The organism is Pseudaeromonas sharmana (assembly GCF_042649925.1).
GTDB classification, from domain to species: Bacteria; Pseudomonadota; Gammaproteobacteria; order Enterobacterales; family Aeromonadaceae; genus Pseudaeromonas; species Pseudaeromonas sharmana.
In genome coordinates this window covers 333,539-351,460 of sequence record NZ_JBHSAF010000001.1, presented here as the reverse complement: position 1 = coordinate 351,460, position 17,922 = coordinate 333,539, and the positions used below count along the sequence as shown (strand labels likewise).

At 54.6% G+C, this 17,922-nt stretch carries 18 protein-coding genes; 3 read left to right on the top strand and 15 right to left on the bottom strand.

Annotated elements, in window-relative coordinates:
* Positions 1 to 171: 171 nt before the first annotated feature.
* Genes pseB through ACFOSS_RS01650 form a run of 3 tightly spaced genes read left to right on the top strand, consistent with a single transcriptional unit; the run spans position 172 to position 3,232 of the window.
* Entirely contained in the window at positions 172 to 1,173 is a 1,002-nt protein-coding gene (pseB, locus tag ACFOSS_RS01660; RefSeq protein WP_377150237.1) for a UDP-N-acetylglucosamine 4,6-dehydratase (inverting), read from the top strand.
* On the top strand, positions 1,170 to 2,303 hold the full coding sequence (gene pseC, locus ACFOSS_RS01655) for a UDP-4-amino-4,6-dideoxy-N-acetyl-beta-L-altrosamine transaminase (protein ID WP_377150235.1): 1,134 nt from the start codon (positions 1,170 to 1,172) through the stop codon (positions 2,301 to 2,303). The genes pseB and pseC overlap by 4 nt, the downstream gene beginning before the upstream one ends.
* A 23-nt stretch (positions 2,304 to 2,326) precedes the next feature.
* Positions 2,327 to 3,232 (top strand): class I SAM-dependent methyltransferase, encoded by a 906-nt coding sequence (locus ACFOSS_RS01650; RefSeq protein ID WP_377150233.1) that lies wholly within the window; start codon positions 2,327 to 2,329, stop codon positions 3,230 to 3,232.
* Positions 3,233 to 3,261: 29 nt separating this feature from the next.
* Here ACFOSS_RS01650 and ACFOSS_RS01645 read toward each other — a convergent pair whose 3' ends face one another.
* From ACFOSS_RS01645 to ACFOSS_RS01575, 15 genes are all read right to left on the bottom strand, one after another.
* The gene (locus ACFOSS_RS01645; protein ID WP_377150231.1) at positions 3,262 to 4,086 is read right to left on the bottom strand and encodes a class I SAM-dependent methyltransferase; all 825 of its coding nucleotides are present in this window, start codon (positions 4,084 to 4,086) and stop codon (positions 3,262 to 3,264) included.
* Between the two features lie 21 nt (positions 4,087 to 4,107).
* The gene (locus ACFOSS_RS01640; RefSeq protein WP_377150228.1) at positions 4,108 to 4,761 is read right to left on the bottom strand and encodes a NeuD/PglB/VioB family sugar acetyltransferase; all 654 of its coding nucleotides are present in this window, start codon (positions 4,759 to 4,761) and stop codon (positions 4,108 to 4,110) included.
* Positions 4,758 to 5,867 (bottom strand): DegT/DnrJ/EryC1/StrS family aminotransferase, encoded by a 1,110-nt coding sequence (locus tag ACFOSS_RS01635; RefSeq protein WP_377150226.1) that lies wholly within the window; start codon positions 5,865 to 5,867, stop codon positions 4,758 to 4,760. The genes ACFOSS_RS01640 and ACFOSS_RS01635 overlap by 4 nt, the downstream gene beginning before the upstream one ends.
* A gap of 44 nt (positions 5,868 to 5,911) precedes the next feature.
* Entirely contained in the window at positions 5,912 to 7,000 is a 1,089-nt protein-coding gene (locus ACFOSS_RS01630; RefSeq protein ID WP_377150224.1) for a TDP-N-acetylfucosamine:lipid II N-acetylfucosaminyltransferase, read from the bottom strand.
* 10 nt (positions 7,001 to 7,010) lie between these two features.
* The gene (locus ACFOSS_RS01625) at positions 7,011 to 7,676 is read right to left on the bottom strand and encodes a class I SAM-dependent methyltransferase (RefSeq protein ID WP_377150222.1); all 666 of its coding nucleotides are present in this window, start codon (positions 7,674 to 7,676) and stop codon (positions 7,011 to 7,013) included.
* A 50-nt stretch (positions 7,677 to 7,726) separates the two neighbouring features.
* The gene (locus ACFOSS_RS01620; protein ID WP_377150220.1) at positions 7,727 to 8,887 is read right to left on the bottom strand and encodes a glycosyltransferase; all 1,161 of its coding nucleotides are present in this window, start codon (positions 8,885 to 8,887) and stop codon (positions 7,727 to 7,729) included.
* On the bottom strand, positions 8,884 to 10,248 hold the full coding sequence (locus ACFOSS_RS01615; RefSeq protein ID WP_377150218.1) for a glycosyltransferase family 2 protein: 1,365 nt from the start codon (positions 10,246 to 10,248) through the stop codon (positions 8,884 to 8,886). The genes ACFOSS_RS01620 and ACFOSS_RS01615 overlap by 4 nt, the downstream gene beginning before the upstream one ends.
* 45 nt (positions 10,249 to 10,293) lie before the next feature.
* Positions 10,294 to 11,457, bottom strand: coding sequence for a UDP-galactopyranose mutase (glf, locus tag ACFOSS_RS01610; protein WP_377150216.1), 1,164 nt, complete (start codon positions 11,455 to 11,457; stop codon positions 10,294 to 10,296).
* Entirely contained in the window at positions 11,454 to 12,425 is a 972-nt protein-coding gene (locus ACFOSS_RS01605; protein WP_377150214.1) for a glycosyltransferase family 2 protein, read from the bottom strand. The genes glf and ACFOSS_RS01605 overlap by 4 nt, the downstream gene beginning before the upstream one ends.
* Positions 12,426 to 12,642: 217 nt before the next feature.
* On the bottom strand, positions 12,643 to 13,821 hold the full coding sequence (locus tag ACFOSS_RS01600; RefSeq protein WP_377150212.1) for an acyl-CoA reductase: 1,179 nt from the start codon (positions 13,819 to 13,821) through the stop codon (positions 12,643 to 12,645).
* The gene (locus ACFOSS_RS01595) at positions 13,800 to 14,858 is read right to left on the bottom strand and encodes a LuxE/PaaK family acyltransferase (RefSeq protein WP_377150642.1); all 1,059 of its coding nucleotides are present in this window, start codon (positions 14,856 to 14,858) and stop codon (positions 13,800 to 13,802) included. Before ACFOSS_RS01595 ends, ACFOSS_RS01600 begins: the two co-directional genes overlap by 22 nt.
* 50 nt (positions 14,859 to 14,908) lie before the next feature.
* Entirely contained in the window at positions 14,909 to 16,294 is a 1,386-nt protein-coding gene (locus tag ACFOSS_RS01590) for an AMP-binding protein (RefSeq protein WP_377150210.1), read from the bottom strand.
* Positions 16,291 to 17,040 (bottom strand): SDR family NAD(P)-dependent oxidoreductase, encoded by a 750-nt coding sequence (locus ACFOSS_RS01585; protein WP_377150641.1) that lies wholly within the window; start codon positions 17,038 to 17,040, stop codon positions 16,291 to 16,293. The genes ACFOSS_RS01590 and ACFOSS_RS01585 overlap by 4 nt, the downstream gene beginning before the upstream one ends.
* Entirely contained in the window at positions 17,037 to 17,270 is a 234-nt protein-coding gene (locus tag ACFOSS_RS01580; protein WP_377150208.1) for an acyl carrier protein, read from the bottom strand. Before ACFOSS_RS01580 ends, ACFOSS_RS01585 begins: the two co-directional genes overlap by 4 nt.
* 2 nt (positions 17,271 to 17,272) lie before the next feature.
* Positions 17,273 to 17,833, bottom strand: a complete 561-nt coding sequence (locus ACFOSS_RS01575) for a GNAT family N-acetyltransferase (protein WP_377150206.1) — start codon at positions 17,831 to 17,833, stop codon at positions 17,273 to 17,275.
* Positions 17,834 to 17,922 lie beyond the last annotated feature (89 nt).

The window sequence follows — 17,922 nt, the reverse complement described above, 5'->3', positions numbered from 1 at the left end:
ATTTATCTTGCTACGTGAAAAGGCGACAAAATGGCGTCAGCCGAAGCTTTCTCTGACTGCTAGCCAGCAGAAATGAGAAGTTTAACAAGGCGTTATCACCTGTAAGCAGGGTATAGTGCCAGCTTAAGGCACACAAGGGCACGGTCGCTACCGATTCTGAAGGACAGCAGCATGTTAAACGACAAGAGCATTCTCATCACCGGCGGTACCGGATCATTCGGCAAGAAATTTGTCGAAACCGTGCTCGCCAACTACGCGCCACGCCGCGTCATTATCTACTCGCGTGATGAGCTCAAGCAGTTCGAGATGCAGCAGACCTTCAACCAGCCGTGCATGCGCTACTTCATCGGCGACGTGCGCGATGCCCAGCGTCTGACCCTGGCCATGCAAGGAGTCGACTATGTGGTACACGCCGCCGCCCTCAAACAGGTGCCGGCCGCCGAATACAACCCGATGGAGTGTATCAAGACCAATATCAACGGCGCCGAGAACGTCATTCAGGCGGCGCTCAGCAACCAGGTACAGAAGGTGATCGCCCTCTCCACCGACAAGGCGGCGAATCCGATCAACCTGTATGGCGCCACCAAGCTCTGTTCGGACAAGCTGTTTGTCGCCGCCAACAACATCGCCGGTAATAATCCGACCGAATTTGCCGTGGTACGTTACGGCAACGTGGCAGGCTCGCGCGGCTCGGTCGTGCCGTTCTTCGACAAGCTGATCCGCGATGGATACGACCACCTGCCGATCACCCACGCCGAGATGACCCGCTTCTGGATCACGCTGGATCAGGGGGTGGACTTTGTACTCAAGAACTTTGCCCGCATGAAGGGGGGCGAGTTGTTCGTACCGAAGATCCCCTCAATCCGCATCACGGATCTCGCCACCGCCATGGCACCACAGCTGCCGCAGAAGATTGTCGGCATTCGCCCGGGCGAGAAATTGCACGAGGTAATGTGTCCGGCGGATGACTCCTACCACACCTACGAGTTCAAGGATTATTACGTCATAGCGCCGTCCATCAGCTTCAACCATCGCAATGACGACTTCTCCACCAATGCCCTGGGGCAGAAAGGCAAGGCGGTCACCGAAGGCTTCGAGTACAACTCGAAGAATAACGATCACTTCCTCTCCATTGACGAGATGCGGGCGCTGAACAGGCAGGTCATGGCATGATCCCGTATGGTCGTCAGGCGATCAGCGAGACCGATATCGAGGCGGTCGTCAGCGTCCTGCGTTCGGATTTTTTGACCCAGGGGCCGGCCGTACCCCGCTTTGAACAAGCGGTTGCCGACTATTGTGGCGCAGAGTGCGCGGTTGCGGTGAGCTCAGGTACCGCCGCACTGCATATTGCCTGTCTGGCGCTGGGCGTTGGCGCGGGTGACTGGGTGTGGACCAGCCCCATCAGCTTCGTCGCCTCGGCCAACTGCGCTCTCTATTGCGGCGCCCAGGTCGATTTTGTCGACGTCGAGCCGGAGACCGGCAACCTGTGTGTCGCCGCCCTCGAGCGCAAGCTCATGGCAGCGCAAGCCGAAGGCACGCTGCCCAAGGTGGTGATCCCGGTACATTTTGCCGGACTGCCCTGCGACATGCAGGCGATCCATGCCTTGAGCCAGCAGTATGGCTTTCGCATCATCGAAGACGCCTGTCACGCGCTGGGTGCCCGCTACCAGCATGAGCCGATAGGCTTGGGCCGCTATAGCGATATCACCGTCTTCAGCTTTCACCCGGTGAAGATCATCACCACCGGCGAAGGCGGCATGGCGATGACCAATGACGCCACGCTGGCCAAAACCATGCGTCTGCTGCGCAGCCATGGCATCACCCGCGAGGCGGAAGACTTCATCTACGAGCCGGACGGCCCCTGGTATTACGAACAACAGCTGCTCGGTTTCCACTATCGCATGACCGACATCCAGGCGGCGCTGGGACTAAGCCAGATGGCAAATCTGGAAACCTGGATCCACCAGCGCGGTGAACTGGCGCGTGGTTATTTCGAGGCACTGGCCCCGGAGCGACTGCCACACTATTTTAGCGCCGCACGGCGCAGCGCCTTTCATCTGTATGTCCACCATGTCGCCCCGGAACAGCGTGCAGAGCTGTTTGCGCGGCTGCGAGCACAGGGCATCGGCGCCAACGTCCACTATATGCCGATCTACCGACAGCCTTGGTATCAGCGCTGGGCCCAGACACCGCTGCCCCAGGCCGAACACTTCTACGCCGGCGCCATCACAGTGCCGCTGTTTCCGACCATGAGCCAGGCGCAACAAGACACCGTCCTCGGTGCTTTGTTAGCCTCGTCCTGAGACCGACCTTTGCGGAGTCCGCCATGCACATCCTGATCTACGGCACCTCAGCCCAAGCGCTGCATTTCTTACCCGCCCTGGCCCTGAACTATACGCTGCTGGGATTTGTTGACAGTGACCCGGCCAGGCAGGGTACGCGCTGGATGAACAGACCGGTTTATCATCCCAGCCAACTCGGTGAGCTAAAATTCGACCAGATCCTGATCGCTAGCTGCTTTATCGATGAAATCAACCAGACGCTGGCCAGTTACGGAATAGCTCCGGGCATCGCCGTCAGCGAACTGGACGCGATCCAGCAGACCTGCCGTGAATATGAGCGTGCCCTGCAAGCCGTGCGCAGCAAAGCCGAAGACCGCCTGCCCAAGATCCCGTTGCAGCAACAGCATATCGCCGGTGCAACGCTGCTGACCAATCGCCAGGCCTTGCTCGAGCGGCTACCCAAGCAGGGGATCGTCGCCGAGCTGGGGGTTGCCGCCGGCGATTTCAGCCGCCAGATCATGGCGCTGAGCCAACCGCAGCAGCTGCACCTCATCGATCCCTGGAGTTCGGAGCGTTATGGTGACGCGCTGCATCATGACGTCAGCTCGCACTTTGCCAATTCCATATCAACTGGACAGATTTTGATACACCGCCAGACATCACTCGAGGCACTGCAACTGTTTCCAGATAGTTATTTTGACTGGGTATATATCGACACCACCCACAGTTACGAGCTGACACGAGATGAACTACAGGGTTATGCAACAAAAATAAAACCAGACGGAATTATTGCCGGGCATGATTACATGCAGGGTAATTGGCATAGCCAGTGTAGATATGGCGTCATTGAAGCTGTGCATGAATTTTGCGTTGCAGAAAATTACCGAATTCAATATTTAACAATGGATATATCGGAAAGCTTAAGCTTCGCTATTAAAAAGAATAAATAACAATTTTCATATGATTAAATTGAAAATGTTCATTTCCAGTAGTCTACGAAACCATCTTTATAGATTAAAAAATTAGACTGTAGCTCATGATTAATTAAATTTACCCGTTGCTCAATAGTTTTATCATGAAGCCGTAGCAGACACCAGGTCTTGCTTAAAGGCGAGTAAATAGAGGCATTAAAGCCCCACTGTGTCATTAAAATGCTCATACTCTTATTAGTATGAAATGCAGAATGTACCGGTGGGGCAAGATAAAACCAGTCTGGATCTTTGGGTACAATTTCGGTAACGACGGTATGTATCAATAATGTACCATTCGGATTGATTAATTCATTGACGTGTTCCAACTCTTCACGACTGCGAACATGCTCAAACATCGCCGAATTAAAAACAGTATCAAACGACATTCCTTGAATATCATTGAAATAGAAATTGTGCGCATCGTTCGATGTCACAAAAGGATCATAGACCGGCAGGCGAACATCATAGTACTTGCTTAACAAAAGACTAAGGCGCCCATAGCCACCAGCATAATCAAGACTATTAGCAAGACTGATAATTCCATTCACGGCGAGCAATTGCAGCATCATGGCTTGCATCGCATAAGGAGGCTGGTTAGGAATGCTAAATGATCCATCACAATTTTCAATAAGATGATGATAATCATGATTCAGCTTTTCCCAAGCAGAACGCGATGCCTGTTGATGACTAAGTGAAAGAACAAAACCGCAATTTTCACAACGGATATACTCTATATCACCCCAGTCGCACATCAAATGTGAATATGGTGATGATGCATAATTTTTTTTAAAGTAGAAAACAGTTTTACCACCACATATCTCGCAAGCCGACATTTCGCCTCCGGAAATCACATACTAGGTTTTATTAATGGCGAAGACTCTGGCAGGGTTACCAAACACTTCCGCTCCTTCGGCAACGGATTGAATAACCACCGCTCCCATCCCTATCTTGGCCCCACGACCAATCACTGTAGGATTTTCAGTTGAACCAGGCTTTATAATAGCGCCGGCGCCAATATAGACATGGTCTTCTATTACGACATTACCATTACATTTAACGCCGGGAGCAAGTGTAACAAAATCACCTATTCGACAATCATGGCCAATATAAGAATATATATTTGCATGAAAACAAACACCAATACGAATATTCGATGTTAAACAACAAAACGGACTTAGTATCGCACCTGTGCCTATAGAGACATCATCCATCATTACCACATTGTCGGCCAACACTGAAGCGGGAAGCAAACCATCCCCAAGGCATCGATTATAAATCCGTTGACGAACAGCACTGTCAGCTATGGCAATAGTGAAATATTTTTCATCGGCTTCTAGCTGACAAAACTCGGTATAAGAAATAACAGAATAACCGTTGATGGTCGTACTGGCTGTAACATCATCTACTACAAACATGACTGTGGTCTGTTCGTCTACGCGGGTACGCAAGATGGGCATGACTTCGCGGCCATAGCCCCCTGCGCCGTAAATGGCGTGAATACGCTTCATACTCTTCCCCGAATAATATCAATGATTCGTGTCTGCTCGGGTTGCTCAAGAGCGGGGTAAATCGGCAAACACAAAATTTTATCTGCGACGAGGTTAGCCTGCGGCAAATTATCAGGCAATGAGGATGACAGGCCACGATACATTGGCATATTACTTATCAGTGGATAAAAATAGCGTCTAGCCAAAATGCCGTGCTCCCGGAGTTTTTGATACAATTCATCACGTGATAGTGGATAATCAGCCTCAATCAAAATGGGAAAATAAGAATAGTTATGCTGTGTCTCGGTTGACAACACAGGAATAGATACACCAGAAACTGATCCTAATTCTGCACGATATAGACCATCTATTTTTTCACGCAGGGAAATGGCCTCATCAACATATTTCAGTTGCAACAAACCGAATGCAGCATTGAACTCACTCATCTTACCATTAATACCAGGCGCAACGATGGTAACTTCATCAGCAAAACCGAAATTTTTCAGATAATCGACCCGTTGCTTTATTTTTTTTGAACGAGAAACAATTGCCCCACCCTCGAATGTATTGAATACCTTTGTTGCGTGAAAACTTAAAACCGACATATCACCATGCTGTAATATGCTTTGTCCCTGATACTTGATACCGAAAGCATGCGCTGCATCATAGATCACACTAAGGCCATAGTTATCAGCGATGCGTTGAATTTCATGCATAGCACATGGTTCTGAATAACAATGCACAGGCATTATAGCGGTTGTACGCGGTGTAATGGCCGCCTCAATCTTATCGGGATCCATGTTGAAGGACCCTGGTTTAATATCTACAAAAACAGGAGTCAGATCATTCCAAATCAATGCATGACTGGTGGCTACAAACGAATAGGGTGTGGTGATAACTTCACCTGTTACCCGCAAAGCTTGCAACGCTGTGACTAATGCTAATGTGCCATTTGCAAACAAAGAGATATGCTCTACACCAAGGTAATCACAAAGCGCTTGCTCAAATTCCTGATGAAATGGGCCGTTATTCGTCAACCATTTATTTGCCCAAATTTGCTCCAGCGCCGGAATAAATTCACTTAATGGTGGTAAAAACGGCTGAGTGACCGGTATGTTTTTGCTCATATTTTAACATCCTCGCTCAATGATTGCGTCGCGCCATTTTTACCCTATCGCGTCGCATGCAATGTTGTAAAATTGCGTTGCCATAATAAATCTATATGTTGTTTGCTAAAATTCCGCTCAAAAACATAATAGTTATTAGCAAATTCAGTTTCGATATTTTCTAATGTCATTGCATCGGGTATTTCCGCGATGTCAATGATCTTCGCCCCCAATTCGATGAGATTAGCGGGGATGGGAGCAGAACATGCACCAAATAACGGCTTGCCACTTTTTAACCAGAACAACCAGTGATGACCCGCTTGTTGTCGTTGATGGCCCAGTAAAAGCACCTGACATAAGCTCAAAGCATAGAAATAGGCCGCCTTTGGCAACATCTCCAGCAACGGATAAAATCTGTCACCTAACAAGCTACGACCATGAGCAATCACTTCGTCGATATATTGCTGATTTCCTGAATACGTTAGTGGACAAAGCACTTTACTTTCTGGCCATTTTTCATGCACGGCAGTGATTAATTCCTTGTGCCGGTTTGTCACATCTGCAGAATTCCCAACAACAACGACATGTCCTGTCTTTAAAAATATAGAAAGTGCTTGTGGTAATGACTGCTTTTCAACATCGTAATTATCATAATAAGCATACTTAAGGCAAACCTTCGGCCTACCATAGCGATGAACGCATATTGCCTCATCTGTATCCGAGCTTATATTGGAAAACACTGAATGCATTTTTTGTATGCATTTACTTCGGATTTCAGATGTTTTAATAAAAAGTGGATCACTCTCTTTAAAATAAAGATCCATGAGTAAATCCCCACCAAACATCAGCCAGTTTGATTTCTTACAAAATGCTTCATCTTCAAGAATCAACTCCCAAAGAATATGATTAAAAAACCCATGAAACAGTACTTCGTCGAATTTATAATGATTAGTTCTCAACCATGGAAATATCTCCATGTTCTGGCTAAAAAAAGTAATGTCTGCCGATAGACCAGCATAGAGCTCACATCTATTTTTACGATCAAATACGAGAAACTGATGCTGCACCCCAGAAAGATTCAATTTTGAAAAATACTCAATAATTGAAACGTTATGATGATGTGTATCGCCAAAAATATGCAGAATATTATCCATGCCCCCTCTCTTATCGATAGCAAACAGGTATAATATCTTTCATTTTATGTGCATCAACTCGTAACGGATGTTGGTAACTTTCTCCGATAAAGACAAAGGGCTGGCACTCAACTTCGACCTCTTCTGAAGAGTAAAACTGACACGATGAAAAGTAGTCAGCATACCGATCATAATAATCCAATCCTGGAGCACGAACATGATTATCTTGCAATGGATCAGGCATCGGATACTCGATTGTTGTTGCACCAACAATCGGCACCGGCAAAATTGCCATGCCATGTGGCTTTAAAATTCTCCGAATTTCAGATAATGCCTTGCGATCATCTGGAATATGTTCAAGCACATGTGATGCAAAAACAAAATCAAATGTCTCATCCAAAAAAGGTAGCGACTGAATATCTACATTAATGTCAACTTCTGGCATTTCAATATCAGCAGTAACATATTTTGCAAAGCGATGACCAAAGAAGGCCTTCAGCCCAGGCTCAGGAGCAAAGTGCAATGCATGCATCAGCTGAGTATTTTTCTCATGCAAAACTTTTTGCAAAATTTGGTATTGAAAACGATGACGTTCAAGACTCAAGCAGTTTGGACACTGGGCATAAGGACGCCCTCGGAATGAAAGCAACTCCCCTCTATAATCACAAAGAGGGCAGTGATATACGTTTATTTCCAAGTTATCTCCTTAACAACACAGGGGTCATTTATTAAAGTTACGCTGTATAGTCACAAACTTGTGGCGCGCATCGTTTGCAGGATATTGGCGGTTTGCCGCTCCCAGCTATAATGACTTTCTGCATACGTTTGCAATGTTTGCGCGACGTCGTCCTTGTCGAGTTTTTTATACTCCTGATAGAGCCATATTAAATCGACTACTGAATCATCTGGCGGCAATCTCCAGACGCCTGGAAGTGCCACTCGAGAAAAGGCGTCTTCCACACTGTAAACAAACGGTAAGCCATACAACATAAACTCTCGGTGTTTGAGAGGTTCAGCATACTTGACCCCAGTTCGATGGAATCCTAGAGTACCAAGTCCAACATGAGAGCGGACATAACGGCTTGCCAATTGTTCCGCATCCAGAGCGCCGGTAAATTCAACCCAGGTTTCCACGCCGGCACGCTGTACCTCTTTCCGCAATGCCTCTGCCCCAGGTCCTTGTCCTACCAAAGTGATTCGGAGGGCGACATCGGGATAGGCTTTAATAAACTCAGGAATAGCAGCAAATAATCGATCATACCCATGCCATGGTGCTAAATAACCCACACCAATAAGATTGAAAGCCAAATTTATATCGGCTAACCCTCCAGGTTCTTGCGCTGAAACCCAGGTTGCACCATTGCCCATTTTATACAGTGGACGCTGCAAAAATAACGCTGACTCACAAACAGCACTCGGAGTAAAGAAGCCTGTCACCCACTGCGCTAACTGTAATCGATAATACTGATCACGAATTGCAGCATCCGCCGGCATTTCATTTTGATATTCCAGCGTATACATCTCAACAAACAACGGAGTGGATTTATTCACCACGGATTCAGCTAGATGCAATAATTCGTCATTATGCATCGGATTGTAGCGGATATATGCCCAATCAAAATCTGAAGGCTGGATATGTTGATTCACCCAATCCGCGACATGGATAAAAAAATCGCCAGGCGAAACCTGCGTGGCAATCACGTCACGACGAACCTGCTGACCATTGATTACAGTCAAACTCACAATCTCAGAACCGTCCCCACACACCATGGTGACCCGAACACCATTTCGGCTAAACCCCTGTGCCTGTGCCACAACCTTGCGCATGACCCCCAAATGGCCACGGGTTTTGAGGTTCACGTTGTAGACAGCCAGCAACTTCTGTTCAGGCTTGACCATGGTCATCATGCCGACTCCAACGCGAAAAAACGTTGCAATTGTTGCTGCAGATGCGCGATTTCGGTCGCAATCTGCAAGCTGGTCAATCCACTCACCGACGGCGGAATCAGGTTCCAGAACAGATCCGTCAGCACGCAACCGTCGACGGGCTTCCGTTCTGTCTCATCAAACAGATGAGGAACCACTATCAGTCGTTGTGCGCCTCGCTCAGCGTCCTCGACACCCACACTGACCTGGGCAGGCCATGCCAGTACCCGCGTCATCACTTCCGGTGGTAACGCAGTGGATGCAACACGGAAACTATGGGTCGTCGCCGGAAATTGACTGCAACTGGTGATAAACCGGCACAGGTTATTAACCTTGCGACTTGCCGACAGCTGACTGTTCATGACAGCGCTGAAATCCAGCTGGTAATGGCCAGGCGGTATCATGCTGTTCAGCAATTGCCGCTTTCCATTACCGCGCTCGGGAAACGCCTCGCCCTGATAACGCCCCCAGATACCGGCTTCGGCATCATGGATCCCTTGCCGCAATGCAACCAATAACTCATCCATGCCATTCAGGCGCTGGAACGTCACACTGCGTGCCAGATCCCGGGTGATGGCAGCACATATCTCTTCGGCAGGGTACCGTTGGGGATGCTTGCGGAAGAAACGCAGCTTGTTGCGCCAGTAGTAATAACGCGGAATCGTATTGGTCGCATTGACGCCACCACCTTTGTGCAAGGCGCAAACCTGCGGATCGGCAACCACACGCCAGCCGGCATCTTTCACCCGTACACACCAGTCAATATCATCCCAGTATAGAAAGAAGTGCTCATCGAATCCCCCCACCTGCGCAACAACCGGGCCGGTTGTCATCAGGCAGCATGCCGGCACGTAATCACATTCCACCAGCTCGGCAGGGATGGCGCTATAGCGTTCACTGGGAAAATTCAGATGGAAGGCACCATCTTCCGACAGCACATTCGCGCCAACCTCCTGCACCATTTCCGGCATGTCCATCTTGCACATTGCCGGACCAACGACACCGATCTCGGCATTCTGCTCCAGACGCGACATCATGCCGGCCAGGGTACCTGGCAGCACGACTGCATCATTGTCCAGCAGCGCGATATAGCGATAGCCCGCTTGTTGCGCCGCGCGCATGCCATGGGCGAAGCCCCCTGAGCCGCCGATATTGACCGGCAGCACGTCCAGACGGATACCGGGAAATTGAGCCTGGATCAGCGCGACGGACTGGTCTGTCGAGGCATTATCCACCACCAGAATATCGGCAATATCGGCCGCTGTTTGCTGCACCGAGGCGATGGCACCCAATACAAAATCTTGTTTGTTGAAGTTACAAATCACCACACAGATCGGTTTCATAATATTCCCTGTCAGCAGCGCCTACACGCAGCACGCCTTATTCAGTCAACTCTGCTGCGCACGCAACAGCTCGGCGAAACACTGCAACGCATTGTCCACCGCATCATCCATATCGAAATAACGGTATTCGGCCAGGCGGCCTAACGGTATTAACTGGGTAAAACACGCCAGTTGGGCGCGACAGGCGGCGTAGCGCTGCTGCGCCGTGTCGGTAAACAGCGGGTAATAGGGCTCCAGACCCTGCTCCGGCGTGTAGGCGCAGGGGTACTCGTAGACGATACTGGTACCCGCATGTCTTTGCCCGGTCAGGTGCTTGAATTCGGTGATGCGGGTGTAGGCCTCTTCATTCGGGTAATTCACCGTGGTCACCGGTTGGAACTGCGGCTGCGCCAGGTGGCTGTGCTCGAAACGCAGTGAACGGTAAGGCAGTGCTTCACTGCCAGCACAGAGCGCATCCAGCATGCCGGTGTAGATCAGCGGGCCGGTAAACGGCACGCCGTCGAGCAGGATCGTTCCCCGTTCCCAGTCCAGCACAACCCGCTCCGCCATGGCGACCGACAGCTGCAGCTCGATATTCGGGTGTGCCAGCATGGCCGCCACCATGGCGCTATAGCCGGCTTGCGGCACCGCCTGAAACGGATCGGTGAAATAGCGATCATCGCGGCTGACGACCACAGGCACCCGCGCTGTGACCTCCGGTGAAATGGCCTCGGGTGGCATGCCCCACTGCTTGCTGGTGTAGTTAACGAAGGCCTTCTGGTAGATGAACTCCGCCAGCTCGCCGAGCAGCGGATCCGCTTCCTGGCGCAACGTCAGGATAGGCACACGGGCGCCCTCGCCATAGCGCGACACCAGTGCCGTAATCAGCGCTTGTGCCTTGTCGGCCGGGAAGCAGCGCTCGATGCTGGTCAAGTTGAATGGCAATGGCACCAGTTGCCCTTCGATGCGCGACAACACGCGGTGCTCGTACTGATGCCAGTCGGTGAAGCGTGACAGGTAGTCGGCCACCGCCGGCTTGTCGGTATGAAACAAATGGGGACCATAGCGGTGAATCAGCACCCCCGCCGCATCCTGTTCGTCAAAACAGTTGCCAGCCAGATGGTCACGCTGTTCGAGGAGCAGTACACGCCAGCCCAACTGACTGGCCATGCGTTCGGCCATCACGGCGCCAGACAGGCCGGCGCCAACCACGATCGCCTGATAATTCATACGGTTTCTCCAAACAAACGTTGCGCTACCTGGGCAGGGTCGTGTCTGCATTCCCAGGCCAATTGGTGGCGATCATCAAAGAACCAGCCCGGCGCCAGCGTGGCCACGTCGGCCACAGATTGCTCAATCAGTCGCGTAAAACGCGGGGTGTCGCCCTGACGCAGAAAATAGAGCGCCGCAGAATAGAGGTGATGTGCTCGCCCCTGGGCAATCAGCGTCGGCTCCGCGCCGAATGCCGCCGCATTGTCACAGGCACGCAGCAGATCTTGCAGCGACTGTTCACGCCGTTCCGCCGACTGCCGCGTCTGGCCACCAAAACTGTTGGCGTGATAGCGATAGCGGCCCAGCACGGCAGGAATGAAATCCAGCGTGCCAGGCTGCAGCGACAAGTTCAGAATATGCCAGGGATAATCGAGAATGATCTTGCAGCCTTCATCGATGGCCTCACCCATGCGCTCATGCCGGCGAAACATGATGGCACTGGCATTGACGAAACAGCCATAGCGGATCAGATCGGCGCGATCACCGACCGGGCGCAGATAGCGGAAATTATAAAAATCACGGGTAAACAGCTTGATCGTGGCGCCAGTCTCATCGTCGAACATGTCCGCCTCGTGATAGCAGAGCCGACAGTGAGGATGGGCATCCAGGTAGTCGGTCTGGGTCTGTAGCTTGCCAGGCAACGCCAGATCATCGCCGTCGACATAAGCGATGTACTCCCCTTGCGCCTCGTTCAGCAGCCGCTTTTGCGTGCGCGCCAGACCGATATTCTGCGGGTTCTGCAGCGCGCGCAGCTGCGGATAGCGTTCTGCCAGACGCTGCATGATGGCCCAGGAGCCGTCGCGGGAACCATCATCGATGGCGATCACCTCGTAATCGAAGTTGACCTGTTGCGTCAGCAGGCTCTCGAGACAAGGTTCGATGAAACGCTCGAGGTTGTAGACTGGCACCAGCACACTGACTTTCATTCTTCATCCTATGTTATCGGTTCAATTCGTCATCACCCGCGGGCAATACCGCCGGCAACAGACATGGCTACCGCACGACGCTGTCCGCTGCATGGCGCCTCGATCTGCATCCCTGTGGCGGACGATACAAGTTGTGTGCCAGCTGCAGTAGCGGCGCGGACAGCGTTGAGCGCGCTTTCACACTCTGCAGCATACCGTCACTTCCGGCGGCGTAGCGTTAGCCCACGCGCGTCTGGCGGCTCATGCTGGCCAGCAGATCCTGTCCATCCCAAAACCAGTCAAATGCCAGCGCCTGCCCCGGCGCCACCAGCCGATCGATGCGGGTGGCGGAATATTGACGCAAGACGGCAGCGACCGCATCGGCCGATAGGCCGACACAGACGCAGGTCTGCACCTGATCGCCATCCGCCAGCCATGCGTCCATGTCGGGATAGTGCCGCTCTAGCAGCACACCACCGCCCACCATAACCTGCGGCTGCAGAGCCGCGGCCTGTAATAGACTCAGGGTTCCAGCCGTCGTTTGCGTCTGCGCTTCAGCAGTAGCCAACGCCAGCTGGCTGTTCACCAGCCGTGCCATACCATTGGCCGGCGCAAAGGCAAACGGTGCAGCCAGCGCTGCCAACAGTTCGCCGCGTTCATGGCCCTGCCACTCACCGAGCCAGACCAGCGTGGTCGGTGAAGCACAGGCCTGCTGGTTGAACTGGCTGATGTCCTGCGCCAACGCCGTCATCTGTCGCTGCCTGCCTGCTTCGTCCAGAGCTCGCCAGCCGGCGGCATCCAGCACCGCCAGTGAGCGGCGGTCGGGAAACACCAGTTCCCTGGCCCGCGGTGGCAGCGGGATGGCGCGAATGGCATTGACAGTGGCATCGCCGCCCCAGACGACCCGCAGGTCGCAACGAGCCGACAGGGCGGCCGTGATCGCCTCATCGTGGCCATAGCGGATGAAACGCACCCGATCGGCGATCGGCTGCCACTCGGGCCTGGCTAACAAATCCGCGCACACGGCCAGCAACTGTTGCTGCACCGCATCCTGGCGTCGTGATAGCCGCACGATGGCGCTGTTGCCCGCCAGCAGCGCCATCAGCCAGGAGAAGACACCGAGCGTCGGCACATTCGATGGCACCAGGTGTAACGTCAAGCCTAGCGGTGAGCGCGCGGCATAGGCTGGCAGATGGGCCTGCAGCGCAGCAGGCCGTAACCAGAAACCCAGCGCCATCAGGTCCGGCCATGCCCGCCCCAGGGATAACAACCGCTGGGACAGGACGTGACAGAAGGCCACCACACATGGGTCGGCCACCGCCAGTGGTGGCGTGGTGAAACCGTGCCAGCCGGACGTCGGTAACACAAATTCGATACCCTGTTCCGGCCACCCGGTTACTGGAATGTGTCGCTGCATCCGCGCACCTCGGCTCCCTGCTGGCGACCCAGCACGCTAAAGTAACGGCCATGTCGGCCACAGGGGCAGTCATCCTCGCCCAGCAACACCCCCAGATCCTCGGTCAGCACACTGTGTCCCGGGTAACTGTATGGCAGGGCCGACAATACCTGCAGCAAGCCTGGCTGCCCCAGCGGCACAGGGGCCAGCGTCAGGGGATCGCGCACCAGTACGTCGGCCATGGCCGGCGCATGCAGGTGCCCGGCCTCGCATTCGACGAACACCGAGCCGACCTGCTCGACCATGCCATAAAAATTGTGCACCCGGCTTAGTCCCAGCAGCTGCTGGCAACGGCGCTTGAACGCGGCGTTGTCTACCGCCAGGTGCTGCAGCTTCTTCCAGCCACCGCTGTGGAACAGGATCCCCTGCTGCAGGGGCAACTGCAGACCGCGCGCGCGCAACGGCTCCAGCAGGCATTGCCAGACCATGAAGGTGAAGCCGAAGATCAGCACCGGCTGATTGGCATACCGATCGCAGAAGGCGTCGATCACCGGCCAGTTGGGCTGCATCTGTTCATCCAGCGCATAGTGATGATCGCGGCCCAGAAAGGAGAGCCCCAATGCCCCGGCGCCGCGCGCCGAAAACCCGCTGCGGTTCTGGATCAGCGCCGGTTGTTCGATCAGCAGCATCGGCAGCCGTTGTTTGCCAATGAAATCCTGCAGCAGGCTCACCAGCACCTTGCTCTGCAGCGCCGCCGTGCTCCGGTCGAGCACGATACGAGAGACCGCCCCGGTGGTGCCAGAGGAGGTCAAGGTCTTGAAGCGCTCTGCCTCCGGTACGCTGGCCAGCAGCAGATGCTTGAACAGTCGCACGGCCAGATAGGGCAACACTTCATAGCCCGATGCGCCGACATCCCAGCCGTAGCCCTCAAGGATGCGGGCAAACGCCGGACACTGCTGTTGATGCCACTGGCTCAGCGCGTTCAGGCGCCGTAGCAACAGCCGCGACTTTTGTGTCTGTGGCAAACCATAGACGGGGGCCGCCAGCAGTGCCTGCAGACTCGCTTCCAGCTCGGTAGCATCGGCGGCATCCCGCTCAGCAAAGCCGCTCATGCGCAGGCCTCCTCGATCTGGCGCTGCAGGGCCGGATAATCGAGCTTACCGGCGGCAGTGCGCGGCAGCGCCTGGATCGCGGCGACACGAAACAGGCTCGGATGCAGGCCAAGTTGCTGTTGCAGATAGTCACTCACCGTCGCCACCTCGTCGGCCGCGCTGCAGGCGATGCGCAGCGCCTGATCCTGACCACAGGCCACCAGCTCCCAGCCCAGATCACGGCACTGCCGCTCCAGCGAATCAAGCTGCCAACGCACGCCGGAAAGCTTGATCTGTCGCTTCAGGCGCCCGGTGATGTGCCAGAGCCCATCGGCGCTGCAATAGCCCAGATCGCCGGTCCGCAACAACGGCGGCATCGCCGGAGCGGCCAGATCGGCCTGTGATTCGGCATAACCGAGCATCACATTCGGTCCGCGATAGCCAAGCTCCGCCTCCACCCCATACGCCAGCGGTTGCGGCACGCCGGCGTCATCGAGCAGCAACAGCTCGCCACCGGGAATCGCCTGGCCGATGCTATCCGGGTGCTCTGCCGCCAGCTCCGGCGGCAGATAGCTGATGCGTGCCGTGGCTTCGGTCTGACCATACATCACGTAGAAACGGATGCCCTGCTCGCGGCACCAGAGCGCATACTCGCGCACTCGCTCCGCGGCCAGCCGGCCGCCGGCCTGGGTCAGGATGCGCAGATGGGGCCACACCTGACGCCGCAGGCGCAGTTGTTCATAAATCTGGTAGCTGTAGGGGACGCCGGTCAGTTGTGTCACCGGATAACGTTTGAGGCACTCCCAGAAGCCGCGTTGCAACGGCCCGTCGTTGGTCAGCACCAGGCCGGCCCCGCACAGCAGATGGGAGTGGATGACGGACAGGCCGTAGGAGTAGGCAAACGGCAAGGCCGTCAATGCCAGGTGATCGGCTGCCATCTCAAGGTAAGTCACGATCGACTCGGCATTGGCGATCAGGTTCTGCTCGCTCAGGCGCACCAGCTTGGCGCCACCGGTGGAGCCTGAGGTGGTCAACAGCAGTGCCAGCTCCGGCAGCAGGGGCAGCGGGCGGGCATGTCGCGGCAGCGGAGCCGCCGCCGGCCTGAGCCACAGATGCGGGTCATACTGCTGCAGCAACGCCTCGACGCTGGCCGCCGGCAGATCCGCATTCACCAGCAAGATAGCGTGCCCGGCCCACAGACAGGCCAGGTAGTTGAGCAGGCTCGGCAGGCTGTTGTCTGCCTGCAGCAGCACCAGTTGCCGCCCGGCAGCCTGGGGAGATGGCCCCCATAACTGCGCGGCCAACGCCTGGCTTTGCGTGCGCAGCCGGGCGTAGCTCACGCTCTGCTGGTCGGCATACACGGCGACGCCATCATGCGCCAGCAGGCGCTGCCACAACGTCATATCAGCATGCCTCCGTCGACACCAATCACCTGGCCGGTAACATAGCTCGACAGGCCACTGGCTAAAAACAGCGCCACCTTGGCCACCTCATCAGCCGAGCCGATGCGCCCCATGGCGATGCTCTGCAGCCGCTGCTGGAACTTCTCCTCCGGTAGCGAGTGCGCCATGTCGGTATCGATAAACCCCGGGGCGATGGCATTGACACGAATCTGCTGCGGTGCCAGCTCCTTGGCCAGGGACTGGGTCATGCCAATCACTGCCGCCTTGCTGCCGCCATACACCGCCTGGCCGGCATTGCCGACCCGCCCGATAATCGACGACAGGTTGATGATGCTGCCACCGCCAGCACGCTGCATCATGCGCGCCGCATACTGGCTGCAGTAGAGCACGCTGAAGCTGTTGCTGGCGAAGGTGCGCTCCACCTGGGTCGGAGTCACCATGCCGATCAACGCATCGTCGAGCACGCCGGCATTGTTGACCAGCACATCCAGGGTTTTGCTGTGGCTAAACAGGGTACGAAACAGGCTCTTGACCGCCTCGGCATCCGCCACATCACAGCTGAAGGCGTGGCAGGCTATCCCCTGTTCTGCCTGCAACTGGTGGGCAAGGGCTTGGCCTGGCGCAAGGTCACGTACCGCGAGGAACAGCGTTGCTCCTTCGGCGGCAAAACGTTCGGCAATTGCCCGGCCGATCCCCCGGCTGGCACCGGTGATCAGCACCGTCTTGCCACTGAGCAACCCCATCAGGCCTCGACTCCGTACTTGGCCAGGATCTGCCGCGCCTTGGCCACCGAGCTCATGTCAATGATGTCATCAGTATCGAGCATGATCTCATACTCATCCTCCAGGCCGGCAATCAACGTCATATGGGCCACCGAGTCCCACTGCGGAATGCTCTGATACGTCAGATCATCACTGACCAGCTCGGGCGCAATCGCCAGGGCATCGGCAAAGAGTTGAACAAGGGATTTTTTCATCGTCAGTACCTGATAAAACGGGAAATTTGGTCACGTGCCGGACGATAGCACTCCGGCAGCAATTGGTAGCGGATCAGGGTTCCTTCGGCCTCGCCAAGCTGTTGATAGCCGCAGGCGGTGTGAAAGCGAATCGACGCCGGATTGCTGGTAAAAATCTTGCCATACAGGCGGCTCAGTCCCAATGCCTCGAACGCCATGTCATTGAGGGCAAAGGCGACACAAAACGGCAGTAGATTACTACGGAACTCATCCGGGTAGATATACATCCCCGGTTCGGCCGACCCGGCCTGCCAGTCGATGGCCGTCAGGGACGCGACCCCGATCGGCTGCTGGCGAAACCAGGCCACGTAATAGCAGGCGCTGTCGGAGCGCTGCAAACGTTCGAACCAGGCCTGCTGCATCGGCGCCGTAATGTAGGTCTGGTCCAGCATCTGGCTGGCAATTTTCGGGTCATTCCGCCATTGGCGTACCCGTTCCAGGTCATCGGCCTGCAACCGTCTAAGCTGAATGCCGTAACGTTCGAAGGTCGGGCAAAAACCCGGGGGGACCACCCCATGCGACATGCCAGTTCTCCTTACTACCTGCAGCAGACCCGCCGCAGACAAGCGTGGGCCCAAAACGCTGTCCACTATATCACCGGAGGTGACACATG